The organism is Amycolatopsis sp. A133, assembly GCF_031082405.1.
In the GTDB taxonomy this organism is placed as follows: domain Bacteria; phylum Actinomycetota; class Actinomycetes; order Mycobacteriales; family Pseudonocardiaceae; genus Amycolatopsis.
The window spans coordinates 177527-203981 of sequence record NZ_JAVHJU010000001.1 but is presented as its reverse complement, the minus strand read 5'-3'; the positions used below and the strand labels follow the sequence as shown (position 1 = coordinate 203981).

Annotated in this window: 27 protein-coding genes; 24 read left to right on the top strand and 3 right to left on the bottom strand. The window is 70.9% G+C overall.

What is annotated here, in order from left to right; genetic code table 11:
- The first annotated feature begins 58 nt into the window (after positions 1 to 58).
- Genes Q5425_RS01035 through Q5425_RS00990 form a run of 10 tightly spaced genes read left to right on the top strand, consistent with a single transcriptional unit; the run spans position 59 to position 9616 of the window.
- The gene (locus Q5425_RS01035; protein ID WP_308670115.1) at positions 59 to 847 is read left to right on the top strand and encodes an ABC transporter permease; all 789 of its coding nucleotides are present in this window, start codon (positions 59 to 61) and stop codon (positions 845 to 847) included.
- Positions 847 to 1695 (top strand): ABC transporter permease, encoded by an 849-nt coding sequence (locus tag Q5425_RS01030; RefSeq protein WP_308670114.1) that lies wholly within the window; start codon positions 847 to 849, stop codon positions 1693 to 1695. Before Q5425_RS01035 ends, Q5425_RS01030 begins: the two co-directional genes overlap by 1 nt.
- On the top strand, positions 1692 to 3014 hold the full coding sequence (locus Q5425_RS01025) for an MCE family protein (RefSeq protein ID WP_308670113.1): 1323 nt from the start codon (positions 1692 to 1694) through the stop codon (positions 3012 to 3014). Before Q5425_RS01030 ends, Q5425_RS01025 begins: the two co-directional genes overlap by 4 nt.
- The gene (locus Q5425_RS01020) at positions 3011 to 4060 is read left to right on the top strand and encodes an MlaD family protein (RefSeq protein WP_308670112.1); all 1050 of its coding nucleotides are present in this window, start codon (positions 3011 to 3013) and stop codon (positions 4058 to 4060) included. Before Q5425_RS01025 ends, Q5425_RS01020 begins: the two co-directional genes overlap by 4 nt.
- On the top strand, positions 4057 to 5088 hold the full coding sequence (locus Q5425_RS01015; protein ID WP_308670111.1) for an MCE family protein: 1032 nt from the start codon (positions 4057 to 4059) through the stop codon (positions 5086 to 5088). Before Q5425_RS01020 ends, Q5425_RS01015 begins: the two co-directional genes overlap by 4 nt.
- A complete protein-coding gene (locus tag Q5425_RS01010) occupies positions 5085 to 6278 on the top strand; it encodes an MCE family protein (protein WP_308670110.1) in 1194 nt (397 codons plus the stop codon). The genes Q5425_RS01015 and Q5425_RS01010 overlap by 4 nt, the downstream gene beginning before the upstream one ends.
- Positions 6275 to 7429, top strand: coding sequence for an MCE family protein (locus tag Q5425_RS01005; RefSeq protein ID WP_308670109.1), 1155 nt, complete (start codon positions 6275 to 6277; stop codon positions 7427 to 7429). The genes Q5425_RS01010 and Q5425_RS01005 overlap by 4 nt, the downstream gene beginning before the upstream one ends.
- Positions 7426 to 8658, top strand: a complete 1233-nt coding sequence (locus Q5425_RS01000; RefSeq protein WP_308670108.1) for an MCE family protein — start codon at positions 7426 to 7428, stop codon at positions 8656 to 8658. Before Q5425_RS01005 ends, Q5425_RS01000 begins: the two co-directional genes overlap by 4 nt.
- Positions 8655 to 9137: a hypothetical protein gene (locus tag Q5425_RS00995; protein WP_308670107.1), complete on the top strand. Its 483-nt coding sequence runs from the start codon at positions 8655 to 8657 to the stop codon at positions 9135 to 9137. The genes Q5425_RS01000 and Q5425_RS00995 overlap by 4 nt, the downstream gene beginning before the upstream one ends.
- On the top strand, positions 9134 to 9616 hold the full coding sequence (locus tag Q5425_RS00990) for a hypothetical protein (RefSeq protein WP_308670106.1): 483 nt from the start codon (positions 9134 to 9136) through the stop codon (positions 9614 to 9616). Before Q5425_RS00995 ends, Q5425_RS00990 begins: the two co-directional genes overlap by 4 nt.
- On the opposite strand, the gene Q5425_RS00985 is transcribed toward Q5425_RS00990, so the two are convergent.
- Positions 9613 to 10092, bottom strand: a complete 480-nt coding sequence (locus Q5425_RS00985; protein WP_308670105.1) for a hypothetical protein — start codon at positions 10090 to 10092, stop codon at positions 9613 to 9615. The genes Q5425_RS00990 and Q5425_RS00985 overlap by 4 nt on opposite strands.
- A gap of 63 nt (positions 10093 to 10155) precedes the next feature.
- Between Q5425_RS00985 and Q5425_RS00980 the strand changes: the two genes are divergently transcribed.
- From Q5425_RS00980 to Q5425_RS00970, 3 genes are all read left to right on the top strand, one after another.
- On the top strand, positions 10156 to 11397 hold the full coding sequence (locus Q5425_RS00980; protein WP_308670104.1) for an aminotransferase class I/II-fold pyridoxal phosphate-dependent enzyme: 1242 nt from the start codon (positions 10156 to 10158) through the stop codon (positions 11395 to 11397).
- A gap of 116 nt (positions 11398 to 11513) precedes the next feature.
- Entirely contained in the window at positions 11514 to 12488 is a 975-nt protein-coding gene (locus Q5425_RS00975; protein WP_308670103.1) for a ferritin-like domain-containing protein, read from the top strand.
- Between the two features lie 75 nt (positions 12489 to 12563).
- Entirely contained in the window at positions 12564 to 13670 is a 1107-nt protein-coding gene (locus Q5425_RS00970; RefSeq protein WP_308670102.1) for an FAD-dependent monooxygenase, read from the top strand.
- 67 nt (positions 13671 to 13737) lie between these two features.
- On the opposite strand, the gene Q5425_RS00965 is transcribed toward Q5425_RS00970, so the two are convergent.
- Positions 13738 to 14781, bottom strand: coding sequence for a LacI family DNA-binding transcriptional regulator (locus Q5425_RS00965; RefSeq protein ID WP_308670101.1), 1044 nt, complete (start codon positions 14779 to 14781; stop codon positions 13738 to 13740).
- A gap of 161 nt (positions 14782 to 14942) precedes the next feature.
- Here Q5425_RS00965 and Q5425_RS00960 point away from each other — a divergent pair, with 161 nt between their 5' ends.
- From Q5425_RS00960 to Q5425_RS00940, 5 genes are read left to right on the top strand one after another with little or no spacing between them, the layout of a single operon-like run.
- Positions 14943 to 16223 (top strand): extracellular solute-binding protein, encoded by a 1281-nt coding sequence (locus Q5425_RS00960; protein WP_308670100.1) that lies wholly within the window; start codon positions 14943 to 14945, stop codon positions 16221 to 16223.
- Positions 16223 to 17143, top strand: a complete 921-nt coding sequence (locus tag Q5425_RS00955) for a sugar ABC transporter permease (protein ID WP_308670099.1) — start codon at positions 16223 to 16225, stop codon at positions 17141 to 17143. Before Q5425_RS00960 ends, Q5425_RS00955 begins: the two co-directional genes overlap by 1 nt.
- A 9-nt stretch (positions 17144 to 17152) precedes the next feature.
- Positions 17153 to 18040 carry a carbohydrate ABC transporter permease gene (locus Q5425_RS00950; RefSeq protein WP_308670098.1) on the top strand — a complete coding sequence of 296 codons (888 nt, stop codon included), beginning with the start codon at positions 17153 to 17155 and terminating at the stop codon, positions 18038 to 18040.
- Positions 18041 to 18058: 18 nt separating this feature from the next.
- Positions 18059 to 19423, top strand: a complete 1365-nt coding sequence (locus Q5425_RS00945; RefSeq protein WP_308670097.1) for a GH1 family beta-glucosidase — start codon at positions 18059 to 18061, stop codon at positions 19421 to 19423.
- A gap of 44 nt (positions 19424 to 19467) precedes the next feature.
- Positions 19468 to 19812 carry an antibiotic biosynthesis monooxygenase gene (locus Q5425_RS00940; protein ID WP_308670096.1) on the top strand — a complete coding sequence of 115 codons (345 nt, stop codon included), beginning with the start codon at positions 19468 to 19470 and terminating at the stop codon, positions 19810 to 19812.
- A gap of 56 nt (positions 19813 to 19868) precedes the next feature.
- On the opposite strand, the gene Q5425_RS00935 is transcribed toward Q5425_RS00940, so the two are convergent.
- The gene (locus Q5425_RS00935) at positions 19869 to 21665 is read right to left on the bottom strand and encodes a long-chain fatty acid--CoA ligase (RefSeq protein WP_308670095.1); all 1797 of its coding nucleotides are present in this window, start codon (positions 21663 to 21665) and stop codon (positions 19869 to 19871) included.
- Between the two features lie 127 nt (positions 21666 to 21792).
- On the opposite strand from Q5425_RS00935, the gene Q5425_RS00930 reads away from it, so the two are divergent.
- Genes Q5425_RS00930 through Q5425_RS00905 form a run of 6 tightly spaced genes read left to right on the top strand, consistent with a single transcriptional unit; the run spans position 21793 to position 26097 of the window.
- Entirely contained in the window at positions 21793 to 22203 is a 411-nt protein-coding gene (locus Q5425_RS00930) for a polyketide cyclase / dehydrase and lipid transport (protein WP_308670094.1), read from the top strand.
- A 25-nt stretch (positions 22204 to 22228) separates the two neighbouring features.
- Positions 22229 to 23023 carry a metallophosphoesterase gene (locus Q5425_RS00925; protein WP_308670093.1) on the top strand — a complete coding sequence of 265 codons (795 nt, stop codon included), beginning with the start codon at positions 22229 to 22231 and terminating at the stop codon, positions 23021 to 23023.
- Positions 23024 to 23049: 26 nt separating this feature from the next.
- Positions 23050 to 23484: an SRPBCC family protein gene (locus Q5425_RS00920; protein WP_308670092.1), complete on the top strand. Its 435-nt coding sequence runs from the start codon at positions 23050 to 23052 to the stop codon at positions 23482 to 23484.
- Between the two features lie 4 nt (positions 23485 to 23488).
- Entirely contained in the window at positions 23489 to 24622 is a 1134-nt protein-coding gene (locus tag Q5425_RS00915; protein ID WP_308670091.1) for an ArsA family ATPase, read from the top strand.
- The gene (locus tag Q5425_RS00910) at positions 24619 to 25143 is read left to right on the top strand and encodes a hypothetical protein (protein WP_308670090.1); all 525 of its coding nucleotides are present in this window, start codon (positions 24619 to 24621) and stop codon (positions 25141 to 25143) included. The genes Q5425_RS00915 and Q5425_RS00910 overlap by 4 nt, the downstream gene beginning before the upstream one ends.
- A 15-nt stretch (positions 25144 to 25158) precedes the next feature.
- Positions 25159 to 26097, top strand: a complete 939-nt coding sequence (locus Q5425_RS00905; RefSeq protein ID WP_308670286.1) for an ROK family protein — start codon at positions 25159 to 25161, stop codon at positions 26095 to 26097.
- Positions 26098 to 26455: the final 358 nt, after the last annotated feature.

The window sequence follows — 26455 nt, the reverse complement described above, 5'->3', positions numbered from 1 at the left end:
GAAAAGCGGGAACCGGGTGTGGAGAAGACTCGGGGGCGACTGACCACTGGGAGGTGCGATGAGCGGCAACACCGGCACGCTCCCGGGAACCGCGGCCCTGACCCAGGTCGGCCGGCTGGCGACGCTGTCCTGGGAAGTCCTGCGCGCGATCTTCAAACGCCCCTTCCAGACCCGGGAGTGGATCCAGCAGTGCTGGTTCTTCGCCAGCGTCACGATCCTCCCGACGGCCCTGGTCGCCATCCCGTTCGGCGCGGTGATCGCGTTGCAGCTCGGCTCGCTCACCGCGCAGATCGGCGCCCAGTCGTTCACCGGCGCGGCCAGCGCACTGGCCATCGTGCAGCAGGCCAGCCCGCTGATCACCGCGCTGCTCGTCGCCGGGGCCGGCGGCAGCGCCGTCTGCGCGGACATCGGCGCCCGCAAGATCCGCGAAGAGATCGACGCCATGGAGGTCCTCGGCGTCAACCCGATCCAGCGGCTCATCGTGCCGCGGGTGCTCGCGGCGATGGTCGTTTCGGTGCTGCTGAACGGCTTGGTCAGCGTGGTCGGCGTGCTCGGCGGCTACTTCTTCAACGTGGTCCTGCAGGGCGGCACGCCCGGCGCGTACCTGGCCAGCTTCAACGCCCTCGCGCAAGTGCCGGACCTGTGGGTCAGCGAAATCAAGGCGCTGCTGTACGGCTTCGTCGCCGGGGTCGTCGCCGCGTTCCGCGGGCTGAACCCGGCGGGCGGGCCGAAGGGGGTCGGCGACGCCGTCAACCAGGCCGTCGTGATCACGTTCCTGCTGCTGTTCCTGATCAACGTCGTGCTCACCGCGATCTACCTGCGGATCGTCCCGCCGAAGGCGATGTGATGACCGCCGAACCGCTGGACGCCGACCGGACGCTCGAGTACATCGCGCGCCCGGGCCAGAGCCTGGAGGGCCTGGGCAAGCAGCTGGCGTTCGCCGCGAAAGCGCTCGCCTGGTCCCCGCGCACGATCCGCCGCTACAGCCGCGAAACGCTGCGGCTGCTGACCGAGGTCTGCTTCGGGACCGGCGGGCTCGCCGTCATCGGCGGCACGCTCGGCGTGATGATCGGGATGACGCTCTTCACCGGGCTCATCGTGGGCCTGCAGGGCTACTCGGCGCTGAACCAGCTCGGCACGGCCGCGCTCACCGGGTTCATCTCCGCCTACTTCAACACGCGCGAGGTCGCGCCGCTTTCCGCCGGGCTCGCACTGAGCGCGACCGTCGGCTGCGGCTTCACCGCCCAGCTCGGCGCGATGCGGATCTCCGAGGAAATCGACGCGCTCGAAGTCATGGGCGTGCCGAGCATGCCCTACCTGGTGACGACCCGCGTGCTCGCCGGCGTCGCGGCGGTGATCCCGCTGTACGCGGTCGGCCTGCTCTCGAGCTACCTCGCGTCGCGGCAGATCACCATCTGGCTCTACGGCCAGTCCGCGGGCACCTACGACCACTACTTCACGCTCTTCTTGCCCCCCGGCGACGTCCTGTGGTCGTTCGGGAAGGTGATCGTGTTCAGCGTGCTCGTGATCCTGTCCCATTGTTACTACGGCTTCAATGCCGGCGGCGGCCCGGCCGGCGTCGGCGTCGCGGTCGGCCGCGCGGTGCGGACGTCGATCGTGCTGATCTCGGTCCTGGACTTCTTCCTCAGCCTGGCGATCTGGGGCGCGAACACCACGGTGAGGATCTCGGGATGAGGCGAGAGCTCTGGCAGCGGCTCCGGTACCAGGTGCTGGGGCTTGTCTTCCTGCTCGTCGCCGCCCTCTTCATCGCGCTCACGCTCGCCGTCTACCACAAGGCGTTCACGCCGGTGACGCTCGTGAAGCTCGAGACCGACCGCGTCGGCAGCCAGCTGCGCACCGGCGGCGACGTCAAGGTCCGCGGCATGCTCGTCGGCGAGGTCCGGTCGGTGCTGGCGAAGGGTGACCACGCCGAGCTGGAGCTGGCCCTCGATCCGGACAAGACGCCCGTCATCCCGGCGAACGTGTCCGCGCGGCTGCTGCCGAAGACACTCTTCGGCGAGCGTTACGTCGCCCTGCAGCTGCCCGGAAAAGCCGAGCGGCCGATCGCGGCGGGCGACGTCATCCCGCAGGACCGCAGCAGTGCGGCGATCGAGCTGCAGAAGGTCCTCGACGACGTGATGCCGCTGCTGCAGGCGGTCCAGCCGGAAAAGCTGTCGAGCACCCTCACCGCGGTGGCGACCGCGCTCGACGGCCGCGGCAAGCAGCTCGGCGAGACCCTGGCCGGGCTGTCGGACTACCTCGGCAAGCTCAATCCGTCACTGCCGGACGTCAAGGCCGACATCACCGGGCTCGCGAACGTCGCGGACACCTACGACCAGGCGGCGCCGGACCTGCTGCAGGCGCTGTCCGACCTGACGACGACCAGCCGGACGATCGTCGACCAGCGCGCGCAGCTGAGCGACCTCTACGCCACGGTGTCGGCCGCGTCGGTCGACCTCACGAACTTCCTGCAGGTCAACAAGGACAACCTGATCCGGCTCACCACGGCCATCCAGCCGACGCTGGACGTCCTGGCCAAGTACGCGCCCGAGTACCCGTGCCTGATGCGGCAGCTCGCCGAGTCCGTGCCGCGGGCGGAGCTGGCGTTCGGCAAGGGCACCGCGCACCCCGAGGTCAGCCGGGTCACCATCGAGTTCGCCGCCAGCCGGGGCAAGTACCTCCCCGGCGTCGACGAGCCCAAGTACGAGGACAAGCGCGGGCCGCGCTGCTACCCGAGCGTCCCGCACCCCGGGGTGTGGCCGCAGTACCCGCCGGACGGCGCGATCGAGGACGGTTCCAGCAAACCCCCGCCGCCGAAGTACCCGCCCGAGGAGCTGCCCGCCGGGGGTGGCGCCATCGGCGGCGACGGCACGATCGTCGGTTCGGCCTACGAGAACGACCTGATCGACCTGCTCGCCTCGCCCGCGCTCGGCACCTCGCCGGGTGAGGTACCGGGCTGGGCGGGCCTGCTCGTCGGGCCGCTTTACCGCGGGGCGGAGGTGGAGCTCAAGTGAGGAGTTTCGTCCCGTCGCTGATCAAGCTGGGGATCTTCGCCGTCGTCACCGTGCTGTTCACCGGGATCCTCGCGGCCACCATCGCGAACACCAACTTCGGCGAGACGCACGCTTACCTGGCGAAGTTCACCGATGCGTCCGGGCTCAAGGAAGGCGACGACGTCCGCATCGCCGGGGTCAAGGTCGGGCAGGTCGACACCATCGAGGTGGTCAGTGCAGCCAAAGCGGGCGAGCGGAACCTCGCCGAGGTCCGGTTCGACGTCGAGCACGCCTACCGGCTGCCGGAGACGGTGACCGCGACGATCAAGTACCGCAACCTCGTCGGGCAGCGCTACCTCGCGCTCGGCACCGACGTCCCCGGCGACAAGGCACTGCCCGAAGGCGGCACGATCCCGCCGGAGCGCACAAAACCCGCGCTGAACCTCACCGTGCTCTTCAACGGCTTCAAGCCGCTGTTCAAGGCGCTCAGCCCGAAGGACGTCAACCGGCTCTCGGCCGAGATCATCAGCGTCTTCCAGGGCGAGGGCGGCACGATCACCAGCCTGCTGCAGCACACCGCGTCGCTGACGACGGCGATCGCGAGCAAGGACCAGGTCATCGGCCAGGTCATCGCCAACCTCAACACCGTGCTCGGCACGGTCAACTCCCGCGGCGCGCAGCTCGGCGACCTCATCGAGCAGACCCAGAAACTCGTCAGCGGGCTGGCCGAGCAGCGCAAGCCGATCGGCGACGCGGTCAGCGCGCTCGGCGACCTCGCCGTGTCGACCACCGGGCTCCTGGCCGACGCGCGCCCGGCACTCAAGGACGACGTCGCTCAGCTCGGCGTGCTCTCGCAGAATCTCGGCGACTCCGGCGTGCTGCTCAACCACCTCCTGGAGGTGCTGCCGGGCAACCTGCAGAAGTTCACCCGGACCCTGAGCTACGGCAGCTGGTTCAACTACTACCTGTGCGGGATCACCGGCACCATCGGCATTTCCTCGCTCGACATCACGCTGCCGATCATCCCCATCCCGGGTACCCAGCGCGCGGAGAGGTGTGGTCCGTGAAGCCGCTGAAGGATCGCAACCAGGCGGGAGTCGGCGCGGTCGCGCTCGTGCTGATCGTGCTCGTCACGGCCACGACGTACTTCTCCGACCAGCTCCCGTTCTTCGGCAACGGCACGACGTACTCGGCGTACTTCGGCGAGTCCGCCGGGCTGGCCCCGGACAACGAGGTCGAGGTCGCCGGCGTCAAGGTCGGCACGGTGTCGTCGGTGAAGCTGGCCGGCAAGCAGGTGCTGGTCAAGTTCCGGGTGAAGGACGTCCGGGTCGGCGACGCGACGACGGCGTCCATCGAGATCAAGACGCTGCTGGGGGAGAAGTACCTCGCGCTCGACCCGAAGGGCAGCGGCGCGCAGGAACCGAACTCGACCATCCCGCAGACCCGCACCCGCACGCCGTTCCAGCTGCAGGACGCCTTCGACCAGCTGTCCACGACGGTCGGCGACATCGACACGAAACAGCTCGCGGACAGCTTCAACGCGCTTTCGGACAGCCTCAAGGACAGCCCGCAGTACCTGAAGGACACGCTGAACGGGCTGTCCGCGCTGGCTCGCACGGTCTCGTCCCGCGACGGCGACCTGCACACGCTCTTGGCCAACACGAGCCAGGTTTCGAAGACGCTGTCCGACCGCAACGCGCAGCTGCAGCGGGTGATCAGCGACGGCAACCTGCTGCTCACCGAGCTGCAGAACCGCAAAACCGCGATCCACGCCCTGCTCACCGGCACCCAGCAGCTCTCGCAGCAGCTGACCGGGCTCGTCCAGGACAACCGAGAACAGCTGAAGCCGACGCTGGAGAAGCTGGGGAAGGTGACCGACATCCTGCAGCGCAACCAGGGCAACCTCGACCAGAGCCTGCGGCTGATGGCGCCGTTCGCCCGCGTCGGCGCCAACGCCACCGGCAACGGCCGCTGGTTCGAGGGTTACCTGTGCGGGCTGCTGCCGCCGACGATCACCGTGGGCGGGCTGCACATCAACCCCGAAGGCTGCACCCCGCCGATCGCGGCGCCGAACCAGGGGGTGGGCCGCCGATGACCATCCGCACCGCCCGCGGCCGCAGCCTGGTGACGTGGCTGGCGTTCGGCTGCATCCTCGCGCTGATCGTCACCGCGGGCCTGTACCTGGTGTTCCGGTCTTCGAACGGCACCAAGCTTTCCGCGTACTTCGGCAAGACCGTCGGGCTCTACGCCGGTTCGTCGGTGCGGGTGCTCGGCGTGCCGGTCGGCGAGGTCACCGACGTCACGCCCGAGGGTGACGCGGTCCGCGTGGACATGCGGGTCGACGACGTGCCGCTGCCGGACGGCGTCGGTGCCGTCGTCGTCGCGCCGAGCCTGGTCAGCGACCGGTACGTCCAGCTGACCCCGGCCTACGACAGCGGGCCGGTGCTGGCTTCGGGCACGGTGCTGCCTCGCGAGCGCACGGCCACGCCGGTGGAACTGGACGACCTGTATGCGAGCCTCGACGAGCTGTCGACGGCGCTCGGCCCGAACGGCGCCAACTCCGGCGGCGCGCTGTCCGGCGTGCTCGACACGGCGGCGAACACGCTGAAGGGCAACGGCGCTTCGCTCAACTCGACCGTCGGGCAGCTGGCCGAGCTCGCCAAGACCCTCGACGGCTCGAAGGGCGACCTGTTTTCGACCGTGCAGAACCTGAACTCCTTCACCGGCGCCCTGGCCCAGAGCGACCAGCAGCTCAACGAGTTCTCCGGGCGCGTCGCCGACGTCAGCCGGTTCCTGGCCGCGGATTCGGCCGACGTCGGAGCCGCGCTGCAGTCCCTCGGCGGGGCGCTCGGCGACGTCCAGCAGTTCGTCAACGACAACAAGACGGCCCTGGAGTCCAATGTGGACAAGCTGGCGTCGCTGTCGAAGGTCCTCGTCGACCAGCGCGCCGCGCTCGCCGAGGTGCTCGACATCGCGCCCACCGGCGCCACGAACTTCATCAACTCCTACGACGCGGCGTCGGGCACCATCGCCGTCCGCGACAACCTGAACGAGCTGACCAACCCGCCGATCCTCACCGTGTGCCGCCTGATCAGCTCGGTCACGCCGAAGGAAGTGCCGGACGCGCTGGGGAACATCTGCAAGCAGCTGGCGCCGGTCCTCGACGGCGTGCTGAAGCTGCCGACGATCCCGCAGGTGCTCAATTCCCTGCAGAACGGGACGCTCCCGCCGTTGCCGCTCCCGCTCGTCGACGTGATGGAACAGCTTTCCGGCGGTGCGAAGTGAACGGGCGCAAGCGGATCGCCGGCGCGCTCGCCGGGGTGCTCGTGCTGGCCGGCTGCAGCGACGGCGGGTTCAACGGCCTCTACGGCACGCCGCTGCCGGGCGGCGCCGACGTCGGCGACCACCCCTACCACGTCACCGCGCTGTTCACCGACGTGCTCGACCTGGTGCCGCAGTCCAGCGTCAAGGTCAACGACGTCGCCGTCGGGCGGGTCGACAAGATCACCCTGACCCCGGACACGCGGTCCGCGCTGGTGGTGATGACCGTCAACGGCGACATCGCGCTGCCCGCCAACGCCCGCGCCGAGCTCAAGCAGTCTTCACTGCTGGGCGAGAAGTTCGTCGAGCTGGGTGTGCCCACCGCCGAAGCCGCGTCGGGGAAACTCGGCGACGGCGCGCAGATCCCGCTCGGGCGCACCAACCGCAACCCCGAGGTCGAGGAGGTGCTCGGCGCGCTTTCGCTGCTGCTCAACGGCGGCGGCGTCGAGCAGATCCAGAAGATCAGCCACGAGCTCAACGACGCCCTGTCGGGCAACGAGCCGGAGATCCGCGCGCTGCTGTCGCGAGTGGACGAACTGGCGACGCAGCTCGACGGGCACAAGACCGAGATCCTGCGCGCGATCGACGGCCTCGGGAAGCTGTCGCACACCTTGACCGGCCAGACGCAGAACCTGACGAACGCGCTCGACAACCTCGCGCCGGGCCTGAAGGTCGTCACCGACCAGCGCGACCAGCTCGTGGCCATGCTGAACGCGCTGAACACGCTGTCCGGGGTCGCGGTGGACACCGTGACGAAGAGCCGCGACCAGCTCGTCGCGAACCTCCGGGCCCTGCAGCCGACGCTGGCCAAGCTGGGCGAAGCCGGTCAGAACCTGCCGAACGCGCTGCAGATCCTGCTCACCTACCCGTTCCCGGACTACGCGGGCAACGTGATCAAGGGCGACTACGCGAACGTCGAGGCGAACGTGAACCTCGACCTGGACACGCTGATCTCGAACTTCACGAACTCGTCGCAGCCGCCGATCGCGCTGCCGTCCGGGCAGCCTTCCGCCGTCGCGCCGCCCCTGCCGCTGCCCGACCTGGGTACGGTCCCGCCGGTGGCCGGTCCCGACCTGCTGGGCGGGCTGCTCGGCCTGATCGGGGGCGGCCGGTGACCCGCAAGATCCGCGTGCAGCTGTTCGCGTTCGTCGTCATCGCGGTGGTCTCGGTCGTCTACGCCGGCGGCCGGTACGCCGGGCTGGACCGGCTCTTCGGCAACCGCGGCTACGTCGTCACCGCGCAGCTGACCGACTCCGGTGGCATCTTCGTCAACTCCGAAGTCGCCTACCGCGGGGTCACGGTGGGCCGGGTGACGTCGATGACGCTCACCGAGCACGGCGTCGACGTCGCCCTCGACATCGACGCGGGCGCCCCGGACATCCCGGCCGACGCGCACGCGCAGGTGGCGAACCGGTCGGCGGTGGGCGAGCAGTTCGTGGATCTGTTGCCTCAGCACAACGGCGGCCCGTTCCTGCACGACGGTTCGGTGATCACGGCGGACCGGACGTCGCTGCCGCCGTCGCCGGACACGGTGCTCTCGCACCTGGACGATCTGGTCGCGAGCGTGCACCCGGAGTCGCTGCGGACGGTCGTCGACGAGACCTACAACGCGTTCGCGGGCGCCGGGCCGGAGCTGCAGCAGCTGCTGGACAGCACGGGATCGTTGACGGCGGTGGCCGCGCAGTACATCCCGCAGACGCAGGGCCTGCTGGCGAACTCGCGGATCGTCCTCGGCACCCAGGAGCGGCAGGCGGCGAACATCACCGACTTCGCTTCGGGCCTTCGCACGATCGCCGGTCAGCTCAAGAAGTCCGATCCGGACCTGCGGCGCGTGATCGCGCAGGCGCCGCAGCTGAGCCGGCAGATCAGCGACGTGCTCGCCGCGTCGGGGACGGACTTGGGTGTCCTGTTCGCCAACCTGCTGACCACGGCGCAGATCACGACGTCCCGCACGGACTCGATCGAGGAGCTGCTGGTCGCGTACCCGATCATTTCGGCGTTTTCGCCGTCGACGTCCCCGGACGGCACCGGTCACCTCGGCGTGGTGTTCAACTTCTTCGACCCGGCTTCGTGCACGAAGGGCTATGAAGGGACGAAGCAGCGTCCGGCGAACGACGAGACCGAGGCGCCGGTGAACCTGAACGCCTATTGCGCCGAGCCGCCGGGCAGCCCGACCGGGGTGCGCGGGGCGCAGAACGCGCCTTATGCGGGAAAGCCGCCGGCCATCCCGGCGGCGCCTCAACAGCAGGCCGCCTCTTCTTCGCCGGTGCAGTTGCCGGGGATGCTGAGCCTGCTGACCGGGCCGTCGGCGGGCGGGCTGGGCAAGCTGCTGGGCGCGCCGTGAGGGTGCTGGTCGTGGCCGCGGTGCTTTCCGTGCTGGCGGCGGCGTTTTCCGGCTGGGCGTGGTGGCGGGCGGCGGCCGACGACTCCGCGGCCCGTGGCCGCGAACGGGACGCGGTGCTGGCGGCGGCGGGCCCGGAGCTGGTCACGCTCAACACGATCGACTACCGGTCGGCGGGTGCGGACGTGGACCGCTGGATCGCGGCGGCGACGGGCCGGTACGGAAAGGACCTCGCGGGCGACCGCCAGCTGCAGATCGACCGGGCCACCACGGCCCGCACCGTCTCCACGGCGTCGCTGGTCCAGGCGGCGGTGACGGAGATCGACGTGAACACGGGCAAGGCGCGGCTCCTGGCGGTGCTCGACGTCCGGGTTTCGACGGGCGGCGGCGCGGTCGCGCCGCGCCTGAACCGGCTGACGGTGGACGTGTCCAGATCCCCAGCCGGCTGGAAGATCGCCGGGGTCCAGGCGGCGGGCTCATGACCCGGGTGCTGGCGGCGGTGGTGGCGCTGGCCCTGGGCTGCGCGGTCTGGTTCGGCATCGAGACGGCTTCCCTGCACCCCGGCGACAACCTGGCCCTGGTGGATCCGGCCGCGACGGCGTCGGTCTCCGCGGAGGTGAGCGACGCGGTGAAGGCGGTGTTCTCGTACGACTACGCGAACCTGGCCCGCACCGAGCGAGCGGCGTCGGAGGTGCTGACGGGAGACGCGGTGCGGCAGTACCAGGCCCAGTTCGCGTCGGCGCGCACGCGGGCGGCGTCGGAGAAGCTGACCCGCACGACCACGGTCCGGGCGATCGGGGTCCGGACGTTGCAGGAGGACGACGCTTCGCTGTTGTTGTTCTTGGACCAGCAGACGGTGGCCCAGGGCGGGGGAGCACCGTCGTCCTCGGTGGCGCAGCTGGCGGTGACGGCGAAGCGAGTGGACGGCAGGTGGAAACTGTCGAGCCTGACGGCCCTTTAGCCGTCCCACACCGCCGCGCCCTGGCGAACTACCTCCACGCCCGACGGCGACAAAGCCGGCCACAGCTCCACCACGTACCGGTAGTGCTCCCCGAACTCGTGCTCGTTCCACGTCGCCTCCGGCGGTCCGGCAGGCACGTACGAAACCCGAGCCCGGTACAACCCCGGCCGCACCGCGAGAAACTTTTCCTGCGACGCGTAGTCCGCAGGCCCGGAAATCACGAGTTTCCCGCTCGGAACCGGAAGATCCGCTTCCGCCACGTGTTCGGCATCCGGCACCAACGCAGGCGCCGCAGACACGACCGTCACCGAAGACTCCACCAGGTCCGACCGCGCCGTCGCGATCGAAAGACCGCCGGGTTCCACCCCGATCCGGTGAAACTCCACCGCCGTCGAAGTCCAGCCGCTGCCGTTCAGGCGGGAAGCGGAGTCGCGCAACGAGAACTGGCGCTGGTCGGCGTGGACGACGAGGTACACACCAACCACCCTAGCCAGGACCCGCCCCGAAATGGTATCGACGCCGGGTTTAGCGTTGACGGCATGACCACTGCTTCCGTCGACGTCGACACGGCCCGCAGCGACTACGCGGCCCTGGTCGGCCGAGGCCTCTCCCTGGACATCACCCGCGGCAAGCCGTCCCCCGAGCAGCTCGATCTTTCGAACGCCCTGCTCGCCCTCCCGGGTGAGGACACCTTCAAGGCCGAGGACGGCACCGACGTCCGCAACTACGGCGGCCTCAACGGCCTGCCGGAGCTGCGCCGCATCTTCGCCCCCGCGCTGCAGGTGCCCGCCGGCCAGCTGCTCGCCGCCGGCAACTCGAGCCTCGAGCTGATGCACGACGCCGTCGTCCAGGCGCTGCTGAGCAAGCTGCCCGGCGCCGAGCGCCGCTGGGCCGACGAGCCGCAGGTGAAGTTCCTCGCCCCCGTCCCGGGCTACGACCGCCACTTCGCGCTCACCGAGCGCTTCGGCATCGAGCTCGTCGGAGTCGCGATGACCGACGAGGGCCCTGACATGGACGTCGTCGAGACGCTGGTCGCCGAAGACCCGGCCGTCAAGGGCATCTGGTGCGTGCCGAAGTACAGCAACCCGACCGGGGTCACGTTCAGTGACGACGTCGTCCGGCGGCTCGCCTCCATGCGCACCGCGGCGCCGGACTTCCGGATCTTCTGGGACAACGCCTACGCCGTGCACCACCTGACCGACGCCGAGCCGGAGCTCGCGGACGTCCTCGCGCTGGCCACCGAGGCCGGCCACGCCGACCGCGTGTTCGTCTTCGGCTCGACCTCGAAGATCACCCTCGCCGGGGCCGGCGTCGGCTTCTTCGGCGCGTCCGAGGCCAACCTCGCCTGGTGGACCGGCAACGCCGGCAAGCGCACCATCGGCCCGGACAAGGTCAACCAGCTGCGGCACGCCCGCTTCCTGAAGGACGAAGACGGCGTCCGCGCCCACATGCGCAAGCACGCCGAAATCATCGGCCCGAAGTTCGCGGCCGTCGACCGGATCCTCACCGAGGAGCTGGCCGACCTGGCGTCTTGGACCAAGCCGACCGGCGGCTACTTCATCACGCTGACCGTCCCGCAGGGCACCGCGAAGGAGGTCGTGCGGCTGGCCAAGGAGGCCGGCGTCGCGCTGACCCCCGCCGGGGCGACCCACCCGCACGGCGACGACCCGGCCGACGCGGTCATCCGCATCGCGCCGACCTTCCCGAAGCTCGCCGAGGTCGAGGAGGCCGTCCGCGCGCTGGCCGTCTGCGTCCGGCTCGCGGTGGCGCAGCGCGGCTGACCTGGGCAAACGGAAGTCGATCAAAAATTTTCCCGTTTTGACCGAGCCGGGGGCCTCCCCCGTACGTATGACCGGTGGGTGAGGTGGACGAACTCGTCACGAGAGGACGTCCCCCGGTGTTCGGAAAACGCTACACAGAGCAGCTGATCGAGCGCAGCGCGGAGAACGCGACCGACCGCCGCCGCTTCCTCAAGGCTGCGGGAGCGGCGGGGCTCGGCGTCGCGGGTGCCGGTGCGCTCGGCACGGCGCTGTCGCTGGGCCTCGGCTCGGCCGGTGCCACGTCGCAGTACGGGCAGCAGGGAGGTGACGCGGCGAAGGAGGCGGCGAGCGACGCCGCCGTGCTGAACTTCGCGCTGAACCTCGAGTACCTCGAGGCGAACCTGTACTCGTTCGCCGTCTACGGCTACGGGCTGAACGAGAAGTACGTCAACGGCGTCGGCAACCTCGGCCGGGTCAACGGCGGGCACGCGGTGAAGTTCAAGAGCGAACACACCAAGCAGATCGTCCAGGAGATCGCCGGCGACGAGGTCGCGCACGTGGCCTTCCTGCGCAAGGCGCTCGACAAGGCGGCCGTCGCGCAGCCGGAGATCGACTTCCAGAACAGCTTCACCGCGGCCATGCAGGCCGCGGGGGTGATCAAGCAGGGCCAGACGTTCGACCCGTTCGGGAGCGAGAACAACTTCCTGCTCGCCGCGTACCTGTTCGAGGACGTCGGCGTGTCGGCCTACAAGGGCGCGGCGCCGCTGGTGAACAACAAGACGTTCCTCGACGCGGCGGCGGGCATCCTCGCGGTCGAGGCGTACCACGCGGGCATCGTGCGGTCGGCGCTGTTCGAGCGCGGCCTCGGCGACATCACGAACAAGATGTCCGACGCCCGCGACAGCCTCGACGGCAAGGCCGACGACGACGAAGGCGTCCTCAAGGACGGCAAGGCGAACCTCGTCCCGACCGACGCCAACGGCATCGCGTTCGGACGCTCCGCCGAGCGCGTGCTCAACATCGCCTACCTGAACCCGGACAAGGTGTCCTCCGGCGGCTTCTACCCGCGCGGCCTCAACGGCGACATCGCCACCAGCGGTGCGAAGGAGTAGGCACCGCGTGCCGCCGCCACGGTAACGTCACAGGCGGCGGCACGCGGAGCACGCGGAGTTAACGGGGGGCGCGAGATGCGGGTACTGGTCGCGGGTGGCGGGATCTCGGGCACGGTGACGGCGATGGCGCTGAAGCTCGCCGGGCACGAACCGGTCGTGTACGAGGCCTATCCCGCAGGTGGCGACGACATCGGCGCGTTCCTGACGATCATGCACAACGGCATGGACGCCCTGCGCGCGATCGGCGCCGACCGGCCGGTGATCGACAGTTCGTTCGCCGCGTACGGCGTCGAGCTCGTCGCCCCGACGGGGGAGACGGTGGGGCGGCAGGAGTTCGACACCGAAGGCCTCGACGTGCCGCGCACCCTGACCCGCGCGACGCTCTACCGCGTCCTGCAGGACGAGGCCGCGCGCCGCGGTGTCCCGCTGGAACGCGGTCGCCGCCTGGTGCGCGCGCAGCCCGGCCCGGGCGGGATCACGGCGGAGTTCGCCGACGGCACCACCGCGACCGGCGACGTCCTCGTCGGCGCGGACGGCCTGCACTCGGTGGTCCGGCAGCTCATCGACCCGGCCGCGGACGACCCCCGGTACACCGGGCTGACCGTCGTGTACGGCTACACGCGAGCGGGCGGGCTGCCCGCCGCGCCCGGGATCTACCGGATGGTCCGCGGCAGCCGGGCGGCCTTCGGGTTCACCACCGACCCCGGCGGCGCGACCTTCTGGTTCGCCCGCATCCCGGACGCCGAGCGGTCCCGCGAGGAGATCGCCGCGGTCACCCCGGCGGGCTGGCGCGAGTTCGCACACGCGGCGTTCGACGGCGATCCGTTGCCCTGCGCTGACATCATCGCCGCCACGGGGGACGAGGTCTTCGGCGGCCACTCGTACGACGTCCCGGAAACGCGGGTCTGGTCGACGCCCGAGATGGTCCTCGTCGGCGACGCCGCCCACGCCGCGTCCCCGGCCGCCGGCCAGGGCGCTTCGATGGCGTTGGAGGACAGCGTCGTGCTGGCGCAGTGCCTGCGCGACCTCCCGGACCCGGCGTCGGCTTTCGCGGCGTACGAAGGACTTCGCCGCGAGCGCGTCGAGAAGCTGGTGAAGGCGAGCGCGGGCCAGGACGTCGGCGAAGACCGCGGCTGGGTGTACGCGCACCACATCGACTGGGACACGAAGATCACCGCCTAGCGCGCCGGTCATCAGTCTGCCGCGGCTTGTCGTGAGTGGTAAGGCGGGTTCTAACCCGCGTTACCACTCACGACCGGGAGCCGCAGGAGTCGCGGACCACCAGTTTCGTCGGCAGCAGCACCGGTTCCGGGGACGTCGCGTTCTCGATCATCGCCAGCAGTGCCCCCGCCGCGGCCGTGCCGAAGCCCGGCTTGTCCTGGGCCACCGTCGTCAACGCCGGGTCCACCAGGGACGCCACCTCGATGTCGTCGAAGCCCACCACGGCCAGGTCCGCCGGCACCCGCAGGCCGGCCGCGCGGGCCGCGAGCAGGGCGCCGACCGCCATCTCGTCGCTGGCCGCGAACACCGCCGTCGGCGGGTCCTTGCGGGCCAGGAGCCGCCGCATGCCGACGAATCCGCTCTCCCGGTAGAAGTCGCCGCCGATCACGAGGTCCTCGCTCACCGGCAGCCCGGCTTCGGCCAGCCCGCGCCGGTAGCCCTCGGTGCGGGCGGCCGCGGGGCCGTTGCCGCGGGGGCCGGTGATCGTCGCGATCCGGCGGTGCCCGAGTGCGGCCAGGTGCCGGACGGCTTCCGCCGCGCCTCCGGCGTTGTCCGAGGTCACGTGAGTCGCGCGCGGTCCGGAGAGGGCGACGTCCACGGCGACGCACGGCAAGCCGGACTGGGCGAACGCGGTGAACGCCTCGGCGTCGGTCCCGCTGTCGATGAGCACCAGCCCGGCCAGGTGGTGGCGCCGGGTCATGCCGACGTAGGCGATCGGGTCCGCCAGCGACACGCCCGGGTGGCGGTCGCGGGCGTCGTCGCTCGTCGCGAGCAGCAGCAGGTGGTAGCCGTGCGAGCTCAACGCGGATTTGAGGCCCAGCAACAGGTCCTGGAGGAACGGGTGTCGCCAGCCGGGGCGCCGGTGGTCGGTGTCCCAGACCAGCCCGACCATCGCCGACTGCTGCCGGGACAGGGCCCGCGCCGACTCGTTCGGCGAAAAATCGAGGTCCCGCGCCACGCGCTCGACGCGTTCGCGCGTCGTCGCGCTGACCGTGGCCGGGCGGTTGAACACCCGCGACACGGTGGCGACGGAAACCCCGCAGAGCTGCGCGACCTCGCGGGCGGTGACCATGGCGACCTCCGTTCTTGTAACCGGTTACATCTGTAGCACACGATCTCTGGCTGCGTAAACGCAGCGGTAGGTTATCATTTCGTTACTTGACGGCGAGGTGCTGGGAGCGCTCTCATGGGACCCGCGTTTTCCCGACCGGCCCGTAGAACAACGGAGATCTCATGCGCCCGAAAACGAGAAACCGCCGGATCCGCCTGATCGCCGGGGTGTGCACCACCCTCGTCGCGATCACCGCGCTGAGCGCCTGCGGGGACAGCGGAGCCGCCGGCGGCAAGGTCAAGCTGAGCCTCGGCCTCTTCGGCAACTTCGGTTACACCGACCTGATCAAGGAGTACCAGGCGGCGCACCCGGACATCGAGATCACCGAGCGGACCGCCGCCTACTCCGACCACCACAAGAACCTCGCCGCGCACCTGGCCACCGGCGCCGGTGCCGCGGACGTCGAGGCCATCGACACCGGGTACGTCGCCCAGTTCAAGGCGACGCCGGACAAGTTCGTCGACCTCAACACCGTCGGCGGCGACAAGCTCAAGGACCGCTGGCTCGGCTGGAAGTGGGCCGCGTCGCTGGCCAAGGGCGGGCAGCAGATCGGCTACGGCACCGACGTCGGCGGCCTGGCCATCTGCTACCGCCGCGACATGTTCAAGACCGCCGGGCTGCCTGAGGACCGGGACGCCGTCTCCGCGCTCTGGCCGACCTGGCAGGCGTTCTTCGACGCGGGCAAGCGGTTCCAGGCCCAGGCGCCGAACGGTGTCAAGTGGATGGACGGCGGCCCGACCGTGCTCAACGCGATCGTCGGCCAGGCCCCGCAGGGCTACTACGACCAGAACGACCAGATCATCGTGGGCAGCAACCCGGCGCTGCGCCAGGGCTGGGACCTCGTGGCCGACGCGGTCAAGGCGAACCTGAGCGCCGGGCTGCTCTACAGCACCCCGCAGTGGAACACCGGCTTCACCCAGGGCCAGTTCGCGACCGTCACCTGCCCGGCGTGGATGATGACCAAGATCAAGGACCAGGCGCCGGACACCGCGGGCAAGTGGGACATCGCGAGCGTGCCCGGTGGGGGCGGCAACTGGGGCGGCTCGTACCTGACCGTGCCGAAGTCGGGCAAGCACACCAAGGAAGCCGCGGAGCTCGCCGCGTGGCTGACCGCGCCCGAGCAGCAGGCGAAGGTCTTCACCAGCAAGGGTCTGCTGCCTTCCGTGCCGTCGCTCTACGACGACCCGAAGATCACCGGTTACACGAACCCGTTCTTCAACAATGCGCCCGTGGGCAAGGTGTTCACCGACGCGGCGAAGAAGCTGAACCCGCAGTACCAGGGCCCGAAGGCCGGCGACGTGCAGACCGAGTTCGGCAACGCGATGCAGCGCGTCGAGCAGGGCAAGCAGGACGGCGCGGCGGCGTGGCAGCAGCTGGTCGGTGACCTCGCGAAGATCAAGTAATGGCACTCACCTTCGCCGAGCGGCGGCAGAAGTGGGACGTCAAGCTGTCGCCGTTCGGCTTCATCAGCCCGTACTTCCTCATCTTCGGCGTCTTCGGGCTGTTCCCGCTGCTCTACACGGCGTTCGTGTCGCTGCAGAAGCGGAACCTCATCGACGCCGAAGGCGCGCAGTTCATCGGGTTCGGCAACTACGAGCAGCTGCTGTTCCACGACCCGTACTTCTGGAACTCGATGGGGAACACGGTCAGCCTGTGGCTGCTGACCACGATCCCGCAGATCCTGTTCGCGCTCGGCATCGCGCACCTGCTCAACCGGCGGCTGCGCGGTCGGATGTTCTTCCGGATGGGGATGATCCTGCCGAACATCACCTCGGTGGCGGCGGTGACGATCATCTTCGCGCAGCTGTTCGGCCGGGACTTCGGGCTGGTCAACTGGGTGCTGAGCTGGTTCGGCGCCGGGCAGGTCGACTGGCAGGCGGGCACGGCCAGCTCGCACACCGCCATCGCGGCGATGGTGGTGTGGCGCTGGACCGGCTACCACGCGCTGATCTTCCTGGCGTCGATGCAGGCCATCCCGTCGGCCATGTACGAGGCCGCCACCCTCGACGGCGCCAAGGGGTGGCAGCAGTTCTGGCGGATCACCGTCCCGCTGCTGCGGCCGCAGATCATCTTCTCCACGGTGATCGCGACGACCGGGAACATGCGGCTGCTCGCCGAGCCGCTGCTGTTCAACCCCGGCACCGCGGCCGCGACCGGTGGATCGGACCGGCAGTTCCAGACCGCCGCGCTCTACCTCTACGAACAGGGCTTCACCAAGTACGACTTCGGCTACAGCTCGGCGATCGCGCTGATCCTGGCCGTGGCCACGATCCTCGTCGCGGCCCTGTCGTACCTGGTGACCCGGCGCATCCAAACGGACTGAGGAGCGGACATGACCACCGTGCTGACCCCGGCCGCGCCCGCGCCGCCGGCCGCCTCGCCGGGGCGGATCCGGCGGATCGGGAAGCGGATCGCGAGCCCGTGGACCTACGCCGCGCTGATCGCGATCCTGGCCGGCTCGGCGTTCCCGGTGTACTGGTCGTTCGTCGTCTCCTCGCAGACGACGGAGGCGGTCGGGAGCGTGCCGCCGGTCCTGGTGCCGGGCGGGCACCTGTTCGAGAACATCGCCCGCGTCTTCGACCAGACGGACTTCGCGCTGGCGCTGGGGAACTCGCTGATCGTCGCGGGCACGATCACCGTGTCGGTGGTGCTGTTCTCGACGCTGGCGGGGTTCGCCTTCGCCAAGATGCGGTTCCGGGGGCGGACGGCGTTGCTGCTCGTCGTGGTCGCCACCCAGGCGATCCCGACCGAGCTGGGCGTGGTGCCGCTGTACATGATGATGGCCGACTTCGGGTGGGCCGGGCAGCTGCAGGCGGTGATCGTGCCCGGCCTGGTCACCGCGTTCGGCGTGTTCTTCATGCGCCAGTACTTCGAGCGGGCGCTGCCGCTGGAGCTGCTGGAAGCCGGCCGGATGGACGGCTGCGGCTCGCTGCGGCTGTTCTGGCACGTGGCACTGCCCGCGGCCCGCCCGGCCGCGGCGGTGCTCGGGCTGTTCACCTTCATGCAGGCCTGGAACGACTTCTTCTGGCCGCTGGTGGTGCTGGTGCCGGAGAACCCGACCGTCCAAACCGCACTGTCCACCCTGGCCAGCGGCTACACCACCGACTACACGCTCGTGCTCACCGCCGCCACCATCGGCACCGTCCCCGTCCTGATCGTGTTCCTGCTGTTCGGCCGCCAGATCGTCGGCGGCATCATGCAGGGCGCGCTCAAGGGCTGACCCCTCCCGGAGCTCACCGTGACTTCCAGTTTCCCGCCCGGCTTCCGCTGGGGCGTCGCCACCTCGGCCTTCCAGATCGAGGGCGCCACCACGGCCGACGGCCGCGGACCGTCCATCTGGGACACCTTCGCGGCGGTCCCCGGCGCGGTGGCCGGCGGCCACACCGGGGAACCGGCGGCCGACCACTACCACCGGTGGCCGCAGGACCTCGCCCTGCTCACCGGGCTCGGCGTGGACGCCTACCGGTTCTCGGTGTCGTGGCCCCGGGTGCAGCCCTCCGGCCGCGGCCGCGTCGAACGCCGGGGTCTCGACTTCTACCGGCGGCTCGTGGAAGGACTGCGGGAGAAGGGGATCGAGCCGTTCCTGACGCTCTACCACTGGGACCTGCCCCAGGCGCTGGAGGACGACGGCGGCTGGCGGTCGCGCGACACCGCCCACCGGTTCGCCGACTACGCCGCCGTGGTCCACGCGGAGCTGGGCGACCTGGTCGAGCACTGGACGACGCTGAACGAGCCGTACCCGTGCACGGTCGCGGGCTACGGCGAAGGACGGCACGCGCCGGGCGCCCGGGAGGGGCACGGCGCCCTGGCCGTGGCCCACCACCTGCTGCTGGGCCACGGGCTGGCCGTGGGCGCGATGCGGGCCCAGTCGACGCCGCAGCACCAGTTCGGGATCGTGCTCAACCAGTCGCCGGCGGTCCCGGTGACGGACTCGGCCGCGGACGCCGCGGCGGCGGCCCGGCAGGACACGCTGCTGCGCCGCCAGTTCACCGACCCGCTGTTCGGCGGCCGGTACGCGCCGGGGCTGTCGGCGATGTTCGACGGCGTCTCGGACTTCTCGTTCCGCCAGGACGGCGACCTCGAGACCATCGGGGTGCCGCTGGACTACCTGGGGGTCAACTACTACTACCGCCTGCACGTCGCGGACGCGCCGCACCACGAGCCGGACCCGGCGCAGCGGACGGTGGCCGACATCGGGGTGGACACTTCGCGGGTGCCGGACGTGCCGCGCACGGGCATGGGCTGGCCGGTGGAGCCGGAGGGCCTGACCGAAGCCCTGGTCGGCCTGCACAACCGCTACCCCGGGCTGCCGCCGGTGTACGTGACCGAGAACGGCTGCGTGTACCCGGACCGCAGCGACTTCGCCGACTACGAGCGCATCTCGTTCCTCAGCGAGCACATCGAAGCGGCGCGCACGGCCGCGGCGGCGGGGGTCGACCTGCGGGGGTACTTCTGCTGGTCGCTGCTGGACAACTTCGAGTGGGCGCACGGGTACAAGCACCGCTTCGGCCTGGTGCACGTGGACTACGAGACCCAGCAGCGCACCCCGAGGGCGAGTTACCGCTGGTACCGCGACTTCGTGGCGGCTCGGCGCACGCGGTGAGAAAGCGGTGGCCCGCCCGGGCGGGCCACCCCTACGGTGGCGCCATGAGCGATCATCCGGAAGCGCCCGTCGGGGCGTTCGAGCCGCCGTACTACCTGGCGGTCTTCACCACCGTGCGCACCTCCGAGCAGAGCGGCTACGCCGAAACCAACGCCCGGATGGAAGAGCTGGTCCAACAGATTCCCGGGTACCTGGGGATGGACCACGCCCAGACCCCGGGCGGGCTCGGCATCACCGTCGGGTACTTCCGCGACGCCGACGCCCTACGGGAGTGGCGGAGCAACGCCGAGCACCGCGCGGCGCAGCAGCGCGGCCGGGGCGAGTGGTACGAGAGCTACACGCTGCACGTGGCGAAGGTGGAGCGCAGTCACGGCTTCACGCGAGACTGAAGGGCCTCAAGGTGGCCTTCGGTGCGTTGGACACACCGAAGGCCACCTTGGGCCGCTTACTTCTTGTAGAGACCCTCGATGTCGTTCGCGTAGTTCTTCGAGACCACGTTGCGCTTCAGCTTCAGGCTCGGCGTGATCTCTCCGCCGGCCTCGGTGAAGTCGTTGGCCAGCACCGTGAACTTCTTGATCGCCTCGGCCTTCGACACCGACTTGTTCGCCTCGTCGACCGCGGCCTGGATCTCCGCGACCAGGTCGGGGTCGGTGGCCAGGTCCGCGACCGTGGCCGAGGCCGACTTGCCGTGCTGGGACTTCCAGGACGGGAAGTACTCCTCGTCCACCGTCACCAGCGCCGCGATGAACGGCCGCTGGTCGCCGACCACCATCGCCTGGCTGACCAGCGGCGACGCCTTGATCGTGTCCTCGAGGCCGGACGGGGCGACGTTCTTGCCGCCCGCGGTCACGATGATCTCCTTCTTGCGGCCGGTGATCTTGAGGAAGCCGTCGGAGTCGAGCTCGCCGAGGTCGCCGGTGTGGAACCAGCCGTCGGTGAGCGCTTCCTCCGTCGCCTGCGGGTTGTTGTAGTACGCCCGGAACACGACGTCGCCCTTGAGCAGGACTTCGCCGTCGCCGGCGATGCGGACCGACGTGCCGTTGACCGGCTTGCCGACCGTGCCGACGCGGAACGCCGTCTGCGTGTTGACGTTCGCCGCCGCGGACGTCTCGGTCAGGCCGTAACCCTCGAACACCGGGACGCCGATGCCGCGGAAGAAGTGCGCCAGCCGCGCACCGAGCGGGGCACCGCCCGACACCGCCGCGACGCAGCGGCCGCCGAGGGCCGCGCGCAGCTTGCCGTAGACGAGCTTGTCGAACGCCAGGTGCTTGAGCTTCAGCCCGAGCCCGGCCCCGCCGTGGTCCTGCGCCTCGCTGTAGGCGACGGCGGTGGCCTCGGCGGCGTCGAAGATCTTGCCCTTGCCCTCGCTGTGCGCCTTCTGCTTCGCCGAGTTGTAGACCTTCTCGAACACGCGCGGCACGGCGACCACGAACGTCGGCCGGAACGTGCCGAGGTCGGCGACCAGGTTCTTGACGTCGGGGGTGTGCCCGAGGGTGACCCGGGCGGTGAGCGCCGTCACGGCGATCGCGCGGGCCAGCACGTGCGCGAGCGGCAGGAACACCAGCAGCGAGTTGCCCTGCTCCATCAGCTGCGGGAACGCCTCGATGTCGGCGCGGATCTCGGCCAGCAGGTTGCGGTGGGTCAGCTCGACGCCCTTGGGGCGGCCGGTGGTGCCCGAGGTGTAGACGATCGTGGCGAGCTCGTCCGCGGTCACCTCGCGGCGCCGGTCGTGCAGCTCGTCGTCCGAGAGCGAAGCGCCCAGCGCGGACAGTTCCTCGACGGCGGGGGAGTCGCCTTCGAACTGCCAGACGCTGGCCAGGTCCGTGAGCCGGTCCCGGATCTGGCCGACCGTCGCGGCGTGGGCGTTCGTCTCGACGAACACGCCTTTGGCGGCCGAGTCGGAGAGGATCCAGTGCACCTGCTCGGCGGAGGAGGTGTCGTAGATCGGGACGGTCACCGCGCCGGCCGCCCAGATCGCGAAGTCGATCAGCGTCCACTCGTAGCGGGTCTTCGACATGATCGCGACGCGGTCGCCGCGGCCGATCCCGGCCTTGGCCATGCCCTTGGCCACGGCCAGCACCTCGGCCGCGAACTCCTTGGCGGTCACGTCCAGCCAGCTGCCCTCGACCTGGCGGCGGAAGCTCACCACGTCGGAGAACCGCTCGGCATTCGCCCAGACGACGTCGGACATGTTCTCGTCGTCGGCCACCGGCTTCCCGGCGGGAGCGCTGTATTCGCGCACGTGGACCTCCGTGTTCAACGCGTGCGGCAGGTGACACCGCTGTTACCCGCCAGTCAACTTAGCGTGGTGAGCACCTTAAGACCATGCTGACCGACCTCGTACGGCGAGGGCGTGACATTCTTCGCACGTGAACGCGCCACCCTCACTCGACATCGTCGACGAGACGTTCCTCGCCGTTCCGCCCGCCACCGTGGCCGCGGTCTTCGCCGAGCCCGCCTCCTGGCGGCGCTACTGGCCCGACTTGGTCCTGGAGGTCTACACCGACCGGGGGGACAAGGGCCTGCGCTGGACCGTGACGGGTGCGCTCGTCGGTACGATGGAGGTCTGGCTCGAGCCGGTGCTCGACGGCACCCTGCTGCACTACTTCCTGCGGGCGACCCCCGCCGACGCGGCCGGGACGCCCCGTGCGCTGGCGCCGCGCGACCTGCGCCGGGAATTCGACCGGCGGGCCCGCGCGGCGAAGGCGATCGCCCTCGGGCTGAAGGAGATCCTGGAGGACGGGCGCGAGCCCGGAGTGCCTCCGCGCGGCGAGCAGTGACTTCGAAAAGCAGGGGAGAGCACGGGTGCGGGTACACGTCGTCTCGGACGTGCACGGCAACGCGGACGCGCTGAAGCGGGCGGGTGACGGGGCCGACGCGCTGGTCGTGCTCGGCGACCTGATCGACTTCGTCGACTACCGCGACCACGACAAGGGCATCATGGGCGCCCTGTTCGGCGGGGAGAAGGTCGGCGAGTTCGCGCGCCTGCGCCGCGAGGGCACCCGTGACGAAACCGTTGCCTACTCGCGCACGCTCTGGGCGAGCCTCGACGACCCGGGCGCCGCGGTCGACGAGGCCATCCGCGCCCAGTACGCGACGCTGTTCGCGGCGATGACCGCGCCCACCTACGCCACCCCCGGCAACGTCGACACCCCGGCGCTGTGGCCGGAGTTCACCGGCGAAGGCGTCCGGGTGCTCGACGGCGAGGTGGCCGAGCTCGGCGGCCTGCGGTTCGGGTTCGTCGGCGGCGCGCTGCTGCCCGACGGCGTCGTCCCGCGGCCCCGCCAGGGCGCCGCCTGGCGTCCCTACCTGCGGGATCGCGCGGACTACGACCGCAGCGTGGCCGCGCTCACCGACGTCGACGTCCTCTGCACCCACGGCCCGCCCGCCCTGCCCGAGCTGACCTACGACGTCGTCGCGCGCCGCAGCGAGATCGGCTCGACGGCGCTGCTGGAGCTGATCCGCACCCAGCGGCCGCGCTGGTCGGTGTTCGGGCACGTGCACCAGCCCCTGTCCGCCCGCGCCCGGGTCGGCCTGACCGAGTGCCGCAACGTGGGTCACTTCAAGGAGACCGGGCAGCCCTACGTGCTGCGCTGGTGACCAACCGCGGCGGCTACGCTTCGACCATGGCCGAGCAGTCCACACAGTCCATCGAGGTCGACGCCGAGCCCAGCCGGGTGATGGCCGTGATCGCCGACTTCCCCGCGTACCCGGAATGGGCCAAGGCCGTCCGGCAGACCGAGGTCCTCGACACCGACGACGGCGGGCGGGCCAAGCAGGTCAAGCTCACCCTCGACGCGGGCCCGATCAAGGACGTCTACACGCTCGAGTACGACTGGGACGCCGACGGCCTCGGCGTCAGCTGGCACCTGGTCAAGGGCCAGATGCAGAAGGCGCAGAACGGCCGGTACGCGCTCGAGGACCTCGGTGGCCGGACCCGGGTCACCTACACGCTGTCGGTCGAGCTGGCGCTCCCGATGATCGGCCTGCTGCGCCGCAAGGCCGAGAAGATGGTCATGGACACCGCGCTGAAGGAGCTCAAGAAGCGGGCCGAGGGGTAGCCGCGTGCGGATCCTGCTGTTCACCGGCAAGGGGGGTGTCGGGAAGACGACGCTGGCCGCCGCCACCGGCGCCGCCCTGGCCGCCCGCGGCAGGAAGACCCTCGTCGTGTCCACCGACCCGGCGCACTCGCTCGGCGACGCTTTCGGGCACCCCCTCGGCGCCGAACCGTCCGAAGTGGACGCCCTGCTCGCCGGCGTGCAGATCGACGCGCGCTCCCTGGTGGACTCCACCTGGCAGCGGCTGCGCGCCGAACTGCGGGCGGTGCTGGCCGGCGCGGGCCTGGACACCCTCGACGCCGAAGAGCTCACCGTGCTGCCCGGCGTCGACGAGCTGCTCGCCCTCACCGAGGTCCGCCGGCTGGCCGAGGACGGCGCGTGGGAGACCGTCGTCGTCGACTGCGGGCCGACGGCCGAGACGCTGCGGCTGCTGGCCTTGCCCGAGGCCGTCTCCGGTTACCTGACCCGCGTGTACGGCCCGCGCGGCCGCGTCACGGACTCGGTGCGCCGCCTCGGCACCCACCTCGACGGCCTGCGCACCCTGCTCACCGAGCCGTCGGTGACGACGGTCCGGCTGGTCCTGACGCCCGAGCGGGTGGTCGTCGCCGAGGCGCGGCGCACGCTCAGCTCCCTGGCCCTGCGCGGCATCGCCGTCGACGGCCTGATCGCGAACCGGCTGATGCCCGCGCCCGGGTTCTGGCGCGGGAGCGCCGCGGCCTGGCTGCGCACGCGGCGGACGCAGCAGGACGCCGTGCTGGCCGGACTCGCCGCGGCCGGGATCGCGCCGGTCGCCCCGGTGGAGCACCGGGCCGTCGAGCCGGTCGGGCTGCCCGCCCTGCTGGAGATCGCCGCCGAGCTCTACCACGGCGAAGACCCCCTGGACGGCCACGGCCGGCCCGTCACCCCGCTGCTGCGGGTGCGGCCCACGACGGACGGGTACACCCTGCGCGTCGCGATCCCGCTCGCGCGGGACGCCGAAGTCGACCTCGCCCGCGTCGACGACGACCTGGCGATCACCGTGGACGGCTTCCGCAGGCTGATCGCCCTGCCGGGGCCGCTGCGGCCGTGCCGGATCACCGGGGCGGAATCCGACGCCGACGGCCTGGTCGTGCACCTGGCCGGGAACCGGGGACGCGGGTGAGCGAAGAGGAACACGGGCCGCGCCTGGCGGAGGAGATCCGCCTGCTCGCCGAGCTGGTCGCCGACAAGGCGGCGCCGTGGCTCGAAGGCGTGCTCGCGGCCGGGCACGGCAGCTTCTTTTCGGGGGTTCCGGGTGGCGAAGCCCCCGGCCCGGGGCGAAGCCCCGGTGGTTACAGCTTCTTTTCGGGGGTTCCGGGTGGCGAAGCCCCCGGCACGGGGCGAAGCCCCGGTGGTTACGGCCCCTCGGACGAGGCGGAAGCCGACGGTTCGGCGTGCGGCTGGTGTCCGCTGTGTGCGATCGTCGCCGTGGTGCGAGGTGAGCGGCCCGAACTGGTCGCGCGGCTGGTCGAGCAGCTCGCGCAGCTGGTCGCCCTGCTGCGCGCGGTGCTCGCGGACCGCTGGGAACCGGACGAGGGCGTGCACATGCCCGGGTTCCGGCCCGCGCCCCGGCCCGCGGACTCGCGGACTTCGCCGCGGGTGCAGCACATCGCGGTCCGCAGGCGCGACGAGTGGGAGAGCTGAGTGCGGACGATAGGGGTGGACGTCGGCGGGACGAGCATCCGGGCCGGCGTGGTGGACGAACGCGGCTCCCTGCTCGACACGGCCCGCGTCGCGACGCCGACCGAGGAAGGCGCGCTCGAGGACGCCATCGCCGGCGTCGTCGAGGACCTGCGCAACCGGCACGAGGTGGCCGGCGTCGGGCTCGCGGTGGCGGGGTTCGTGGCGCGCGACCGCCGGTCGGTGATGTTCGCCCCGCACCTGGCGTGGCGCGGCGCCCCGGTCGCCGACCGGATCGAAAAGCGCGTCGGCCTCCCGGTGCTGCTGGAGCACGACGTCAACGCGGCGATGGTGGGCGAGCACCGCTTCGGCGCGGCCCGCGGCGCCCACGTGGCGGCGCTGGTCGCGCTGGGCACCGGCATCGGCGCGGGGCTGCTGCTGGAGGGCAAGCTGTTCCGCGGCGCGTACGGTGTCGCCCCCGAGCTGGGCCACCTGACGGTGGTCCGCGGCGGGCGGCCCTGCCCGTGCGGCAAGTACGGCTGCTGGGAGCGCTACTGCAGCGGAACGGCGCTGGCGGCGACGGCGGTGGAGCTGCTGGCGCGCCACCCGGGCCGCTCGACGGTGCTGGCCCCCCAGGTCGCGGGCGACCCCGGCTCGGTGACGGGCCGCCGCGTGGCCGGCGCGGCGCGCGACGGAGATCCGATCGCCCAGCTGGCGATGGCCGAGCTGGCCAAGTGGCTGGGTGAAGGCCTGGCGCTGGTGGCGGACGTGTTCGACCCGGAGATCATCGTGATCGGCGGCGGGGTGTCGGAGTCGGCGCCCCTGTTCCTGGACGAGGCCCGCGAGCACTACGCGGGCGCGATCACGGGGGCCAGGCACCGGCCGCTGGCCCGGATCCGCACCGCCCACCTGGGGGACGACACGGCGATCGTGGGCGCGGCGGCGCTGGCCCTGGAGGCGGCGAAAACCCCGGTCTGACCCGGCCCCGGACGTCGCGAATGACTCATTCGCGACCTCTGGCGTCCCGAATGAGTCATTCGCGACCTTCCGACGCCGATCCGCCCGGAACTGTCGGTGGTCGCCGGTAGCGTGGAAAACGGGGGCTGCTCGTTTTCCCGCATCCCCGAAGCTCGATTGTGACTACGGCCGGCGGCACCGCGTCAAGGCGGGAAAGCGTGCCTTGACCCGGCCCCGCCGGCCGTGTTCTGGCTTCGGATCGGGGTTGCGGGGGTGTGGGCTCCGTGTTCGTTCCGTCCGTCTACTGCCGCGGCCTTTCGCGATCGGTGCGGTGTCACCGTCCGCCGCTCGGGGTACCCGATCTGCAGCGGGAGGGAGC

Excerpts from the sequence above, each read along its gene's own strand:
- Q5425_RS01035 (WP_308670115.1), top strand. The coding sequence starts at position 59 with ATGAGCGGCAACACCGGCACGCTCCCGGGAACCGCGGCCCTGACCCAG.
- Q5425_RS01030 (WP_308670114.1), top strand. The coding sequence starts at position 847 with ATGACCGCCGAACCGCTGGACGCCGACCGGACGCTCGAGTACATCGCG.
- Q5425_RS01025 (WP_308670113.1), top strand. The coding sequence starts at position 1,692 with ATGAGGCGAGAGCTCTGGCAGCGGCTCCGGTACCAGGTGCTGGGGCTT.
- Q5425_RS01010 (WP_308670110.1), top strand. The coding sequence starts at position 5,085 with ATGACCATCCGCACCGCCCGCGGCCGCAGCCTGGTGACGTGGCTGGCG.
- Q5425_RS00990 (WP_308670106.1), top strand. The coding sequence starts at position 9,134 with ATGACCCGGGTGCTGGCGGCGGTGGTGGCGCTGGCCCTGGGCTGCGCG.
- Q5425_RS00980 (WP_308670104.1), top strand. The coding sequence starts at position 10,156 with ATGACCACTGCTTCCGTCGACGTCGACACGGCCCGCAGCGACTACGCG.
- Q5425_RS00970 (WP_308670102.1), top strand. The coding sequence starts at position 12,564 with ATGCGGGTACTGGTCGCGGGTGGCGGGATCTCGGGCACGGTGACGGCG.
- Q5425_RS00965 (WP_308670101.1), bottom strand. The coding sequence starts at position 14,781 with ATGGTCACCGCCCGCGAGGTCGCGCAGCTCTGCGGGGTTTCCGTCGCC.
- Q5425_RS00960 (WP_308670100.1), top strand. The coding sequence starts at position 14,943 with ATGCGCCCGAAAACGAGAAACCGCCGGATCCGCCTGATCGCCGGGGTG.
- Q5425_RS00955 (WP_308670099.1), top strand. The coding sequence starts at position 16,223 with ATGGCACTCACCTTCGCCGAGCGGCGGCAGAAGTGGGACGTCAAGCTG.
- Q5425_RS00950 (WP_308670098.1), top strand. The coding sequence starts at position 17,153 with ATGACCACCGTGCTGACCCCGGCCGCGCCCGCGCCGCCGGCCGCCTCG.
- Q5425_RS00940 (WP_308670096.1), top strand. The coding sequence starts at position 19,468 with ATGAGCGATCATCCGGAAGCGCCCGTCGGGGCGTTCGAGCCGCCGTAC.
- Q5425_RS00920 (WP_308670092.1), top strand. The coding sequence starts at position 23,050 with ATGGCCGAGCAGTCCACACAGTCCATCGAGGTCGACGCCGAGCCCAGC.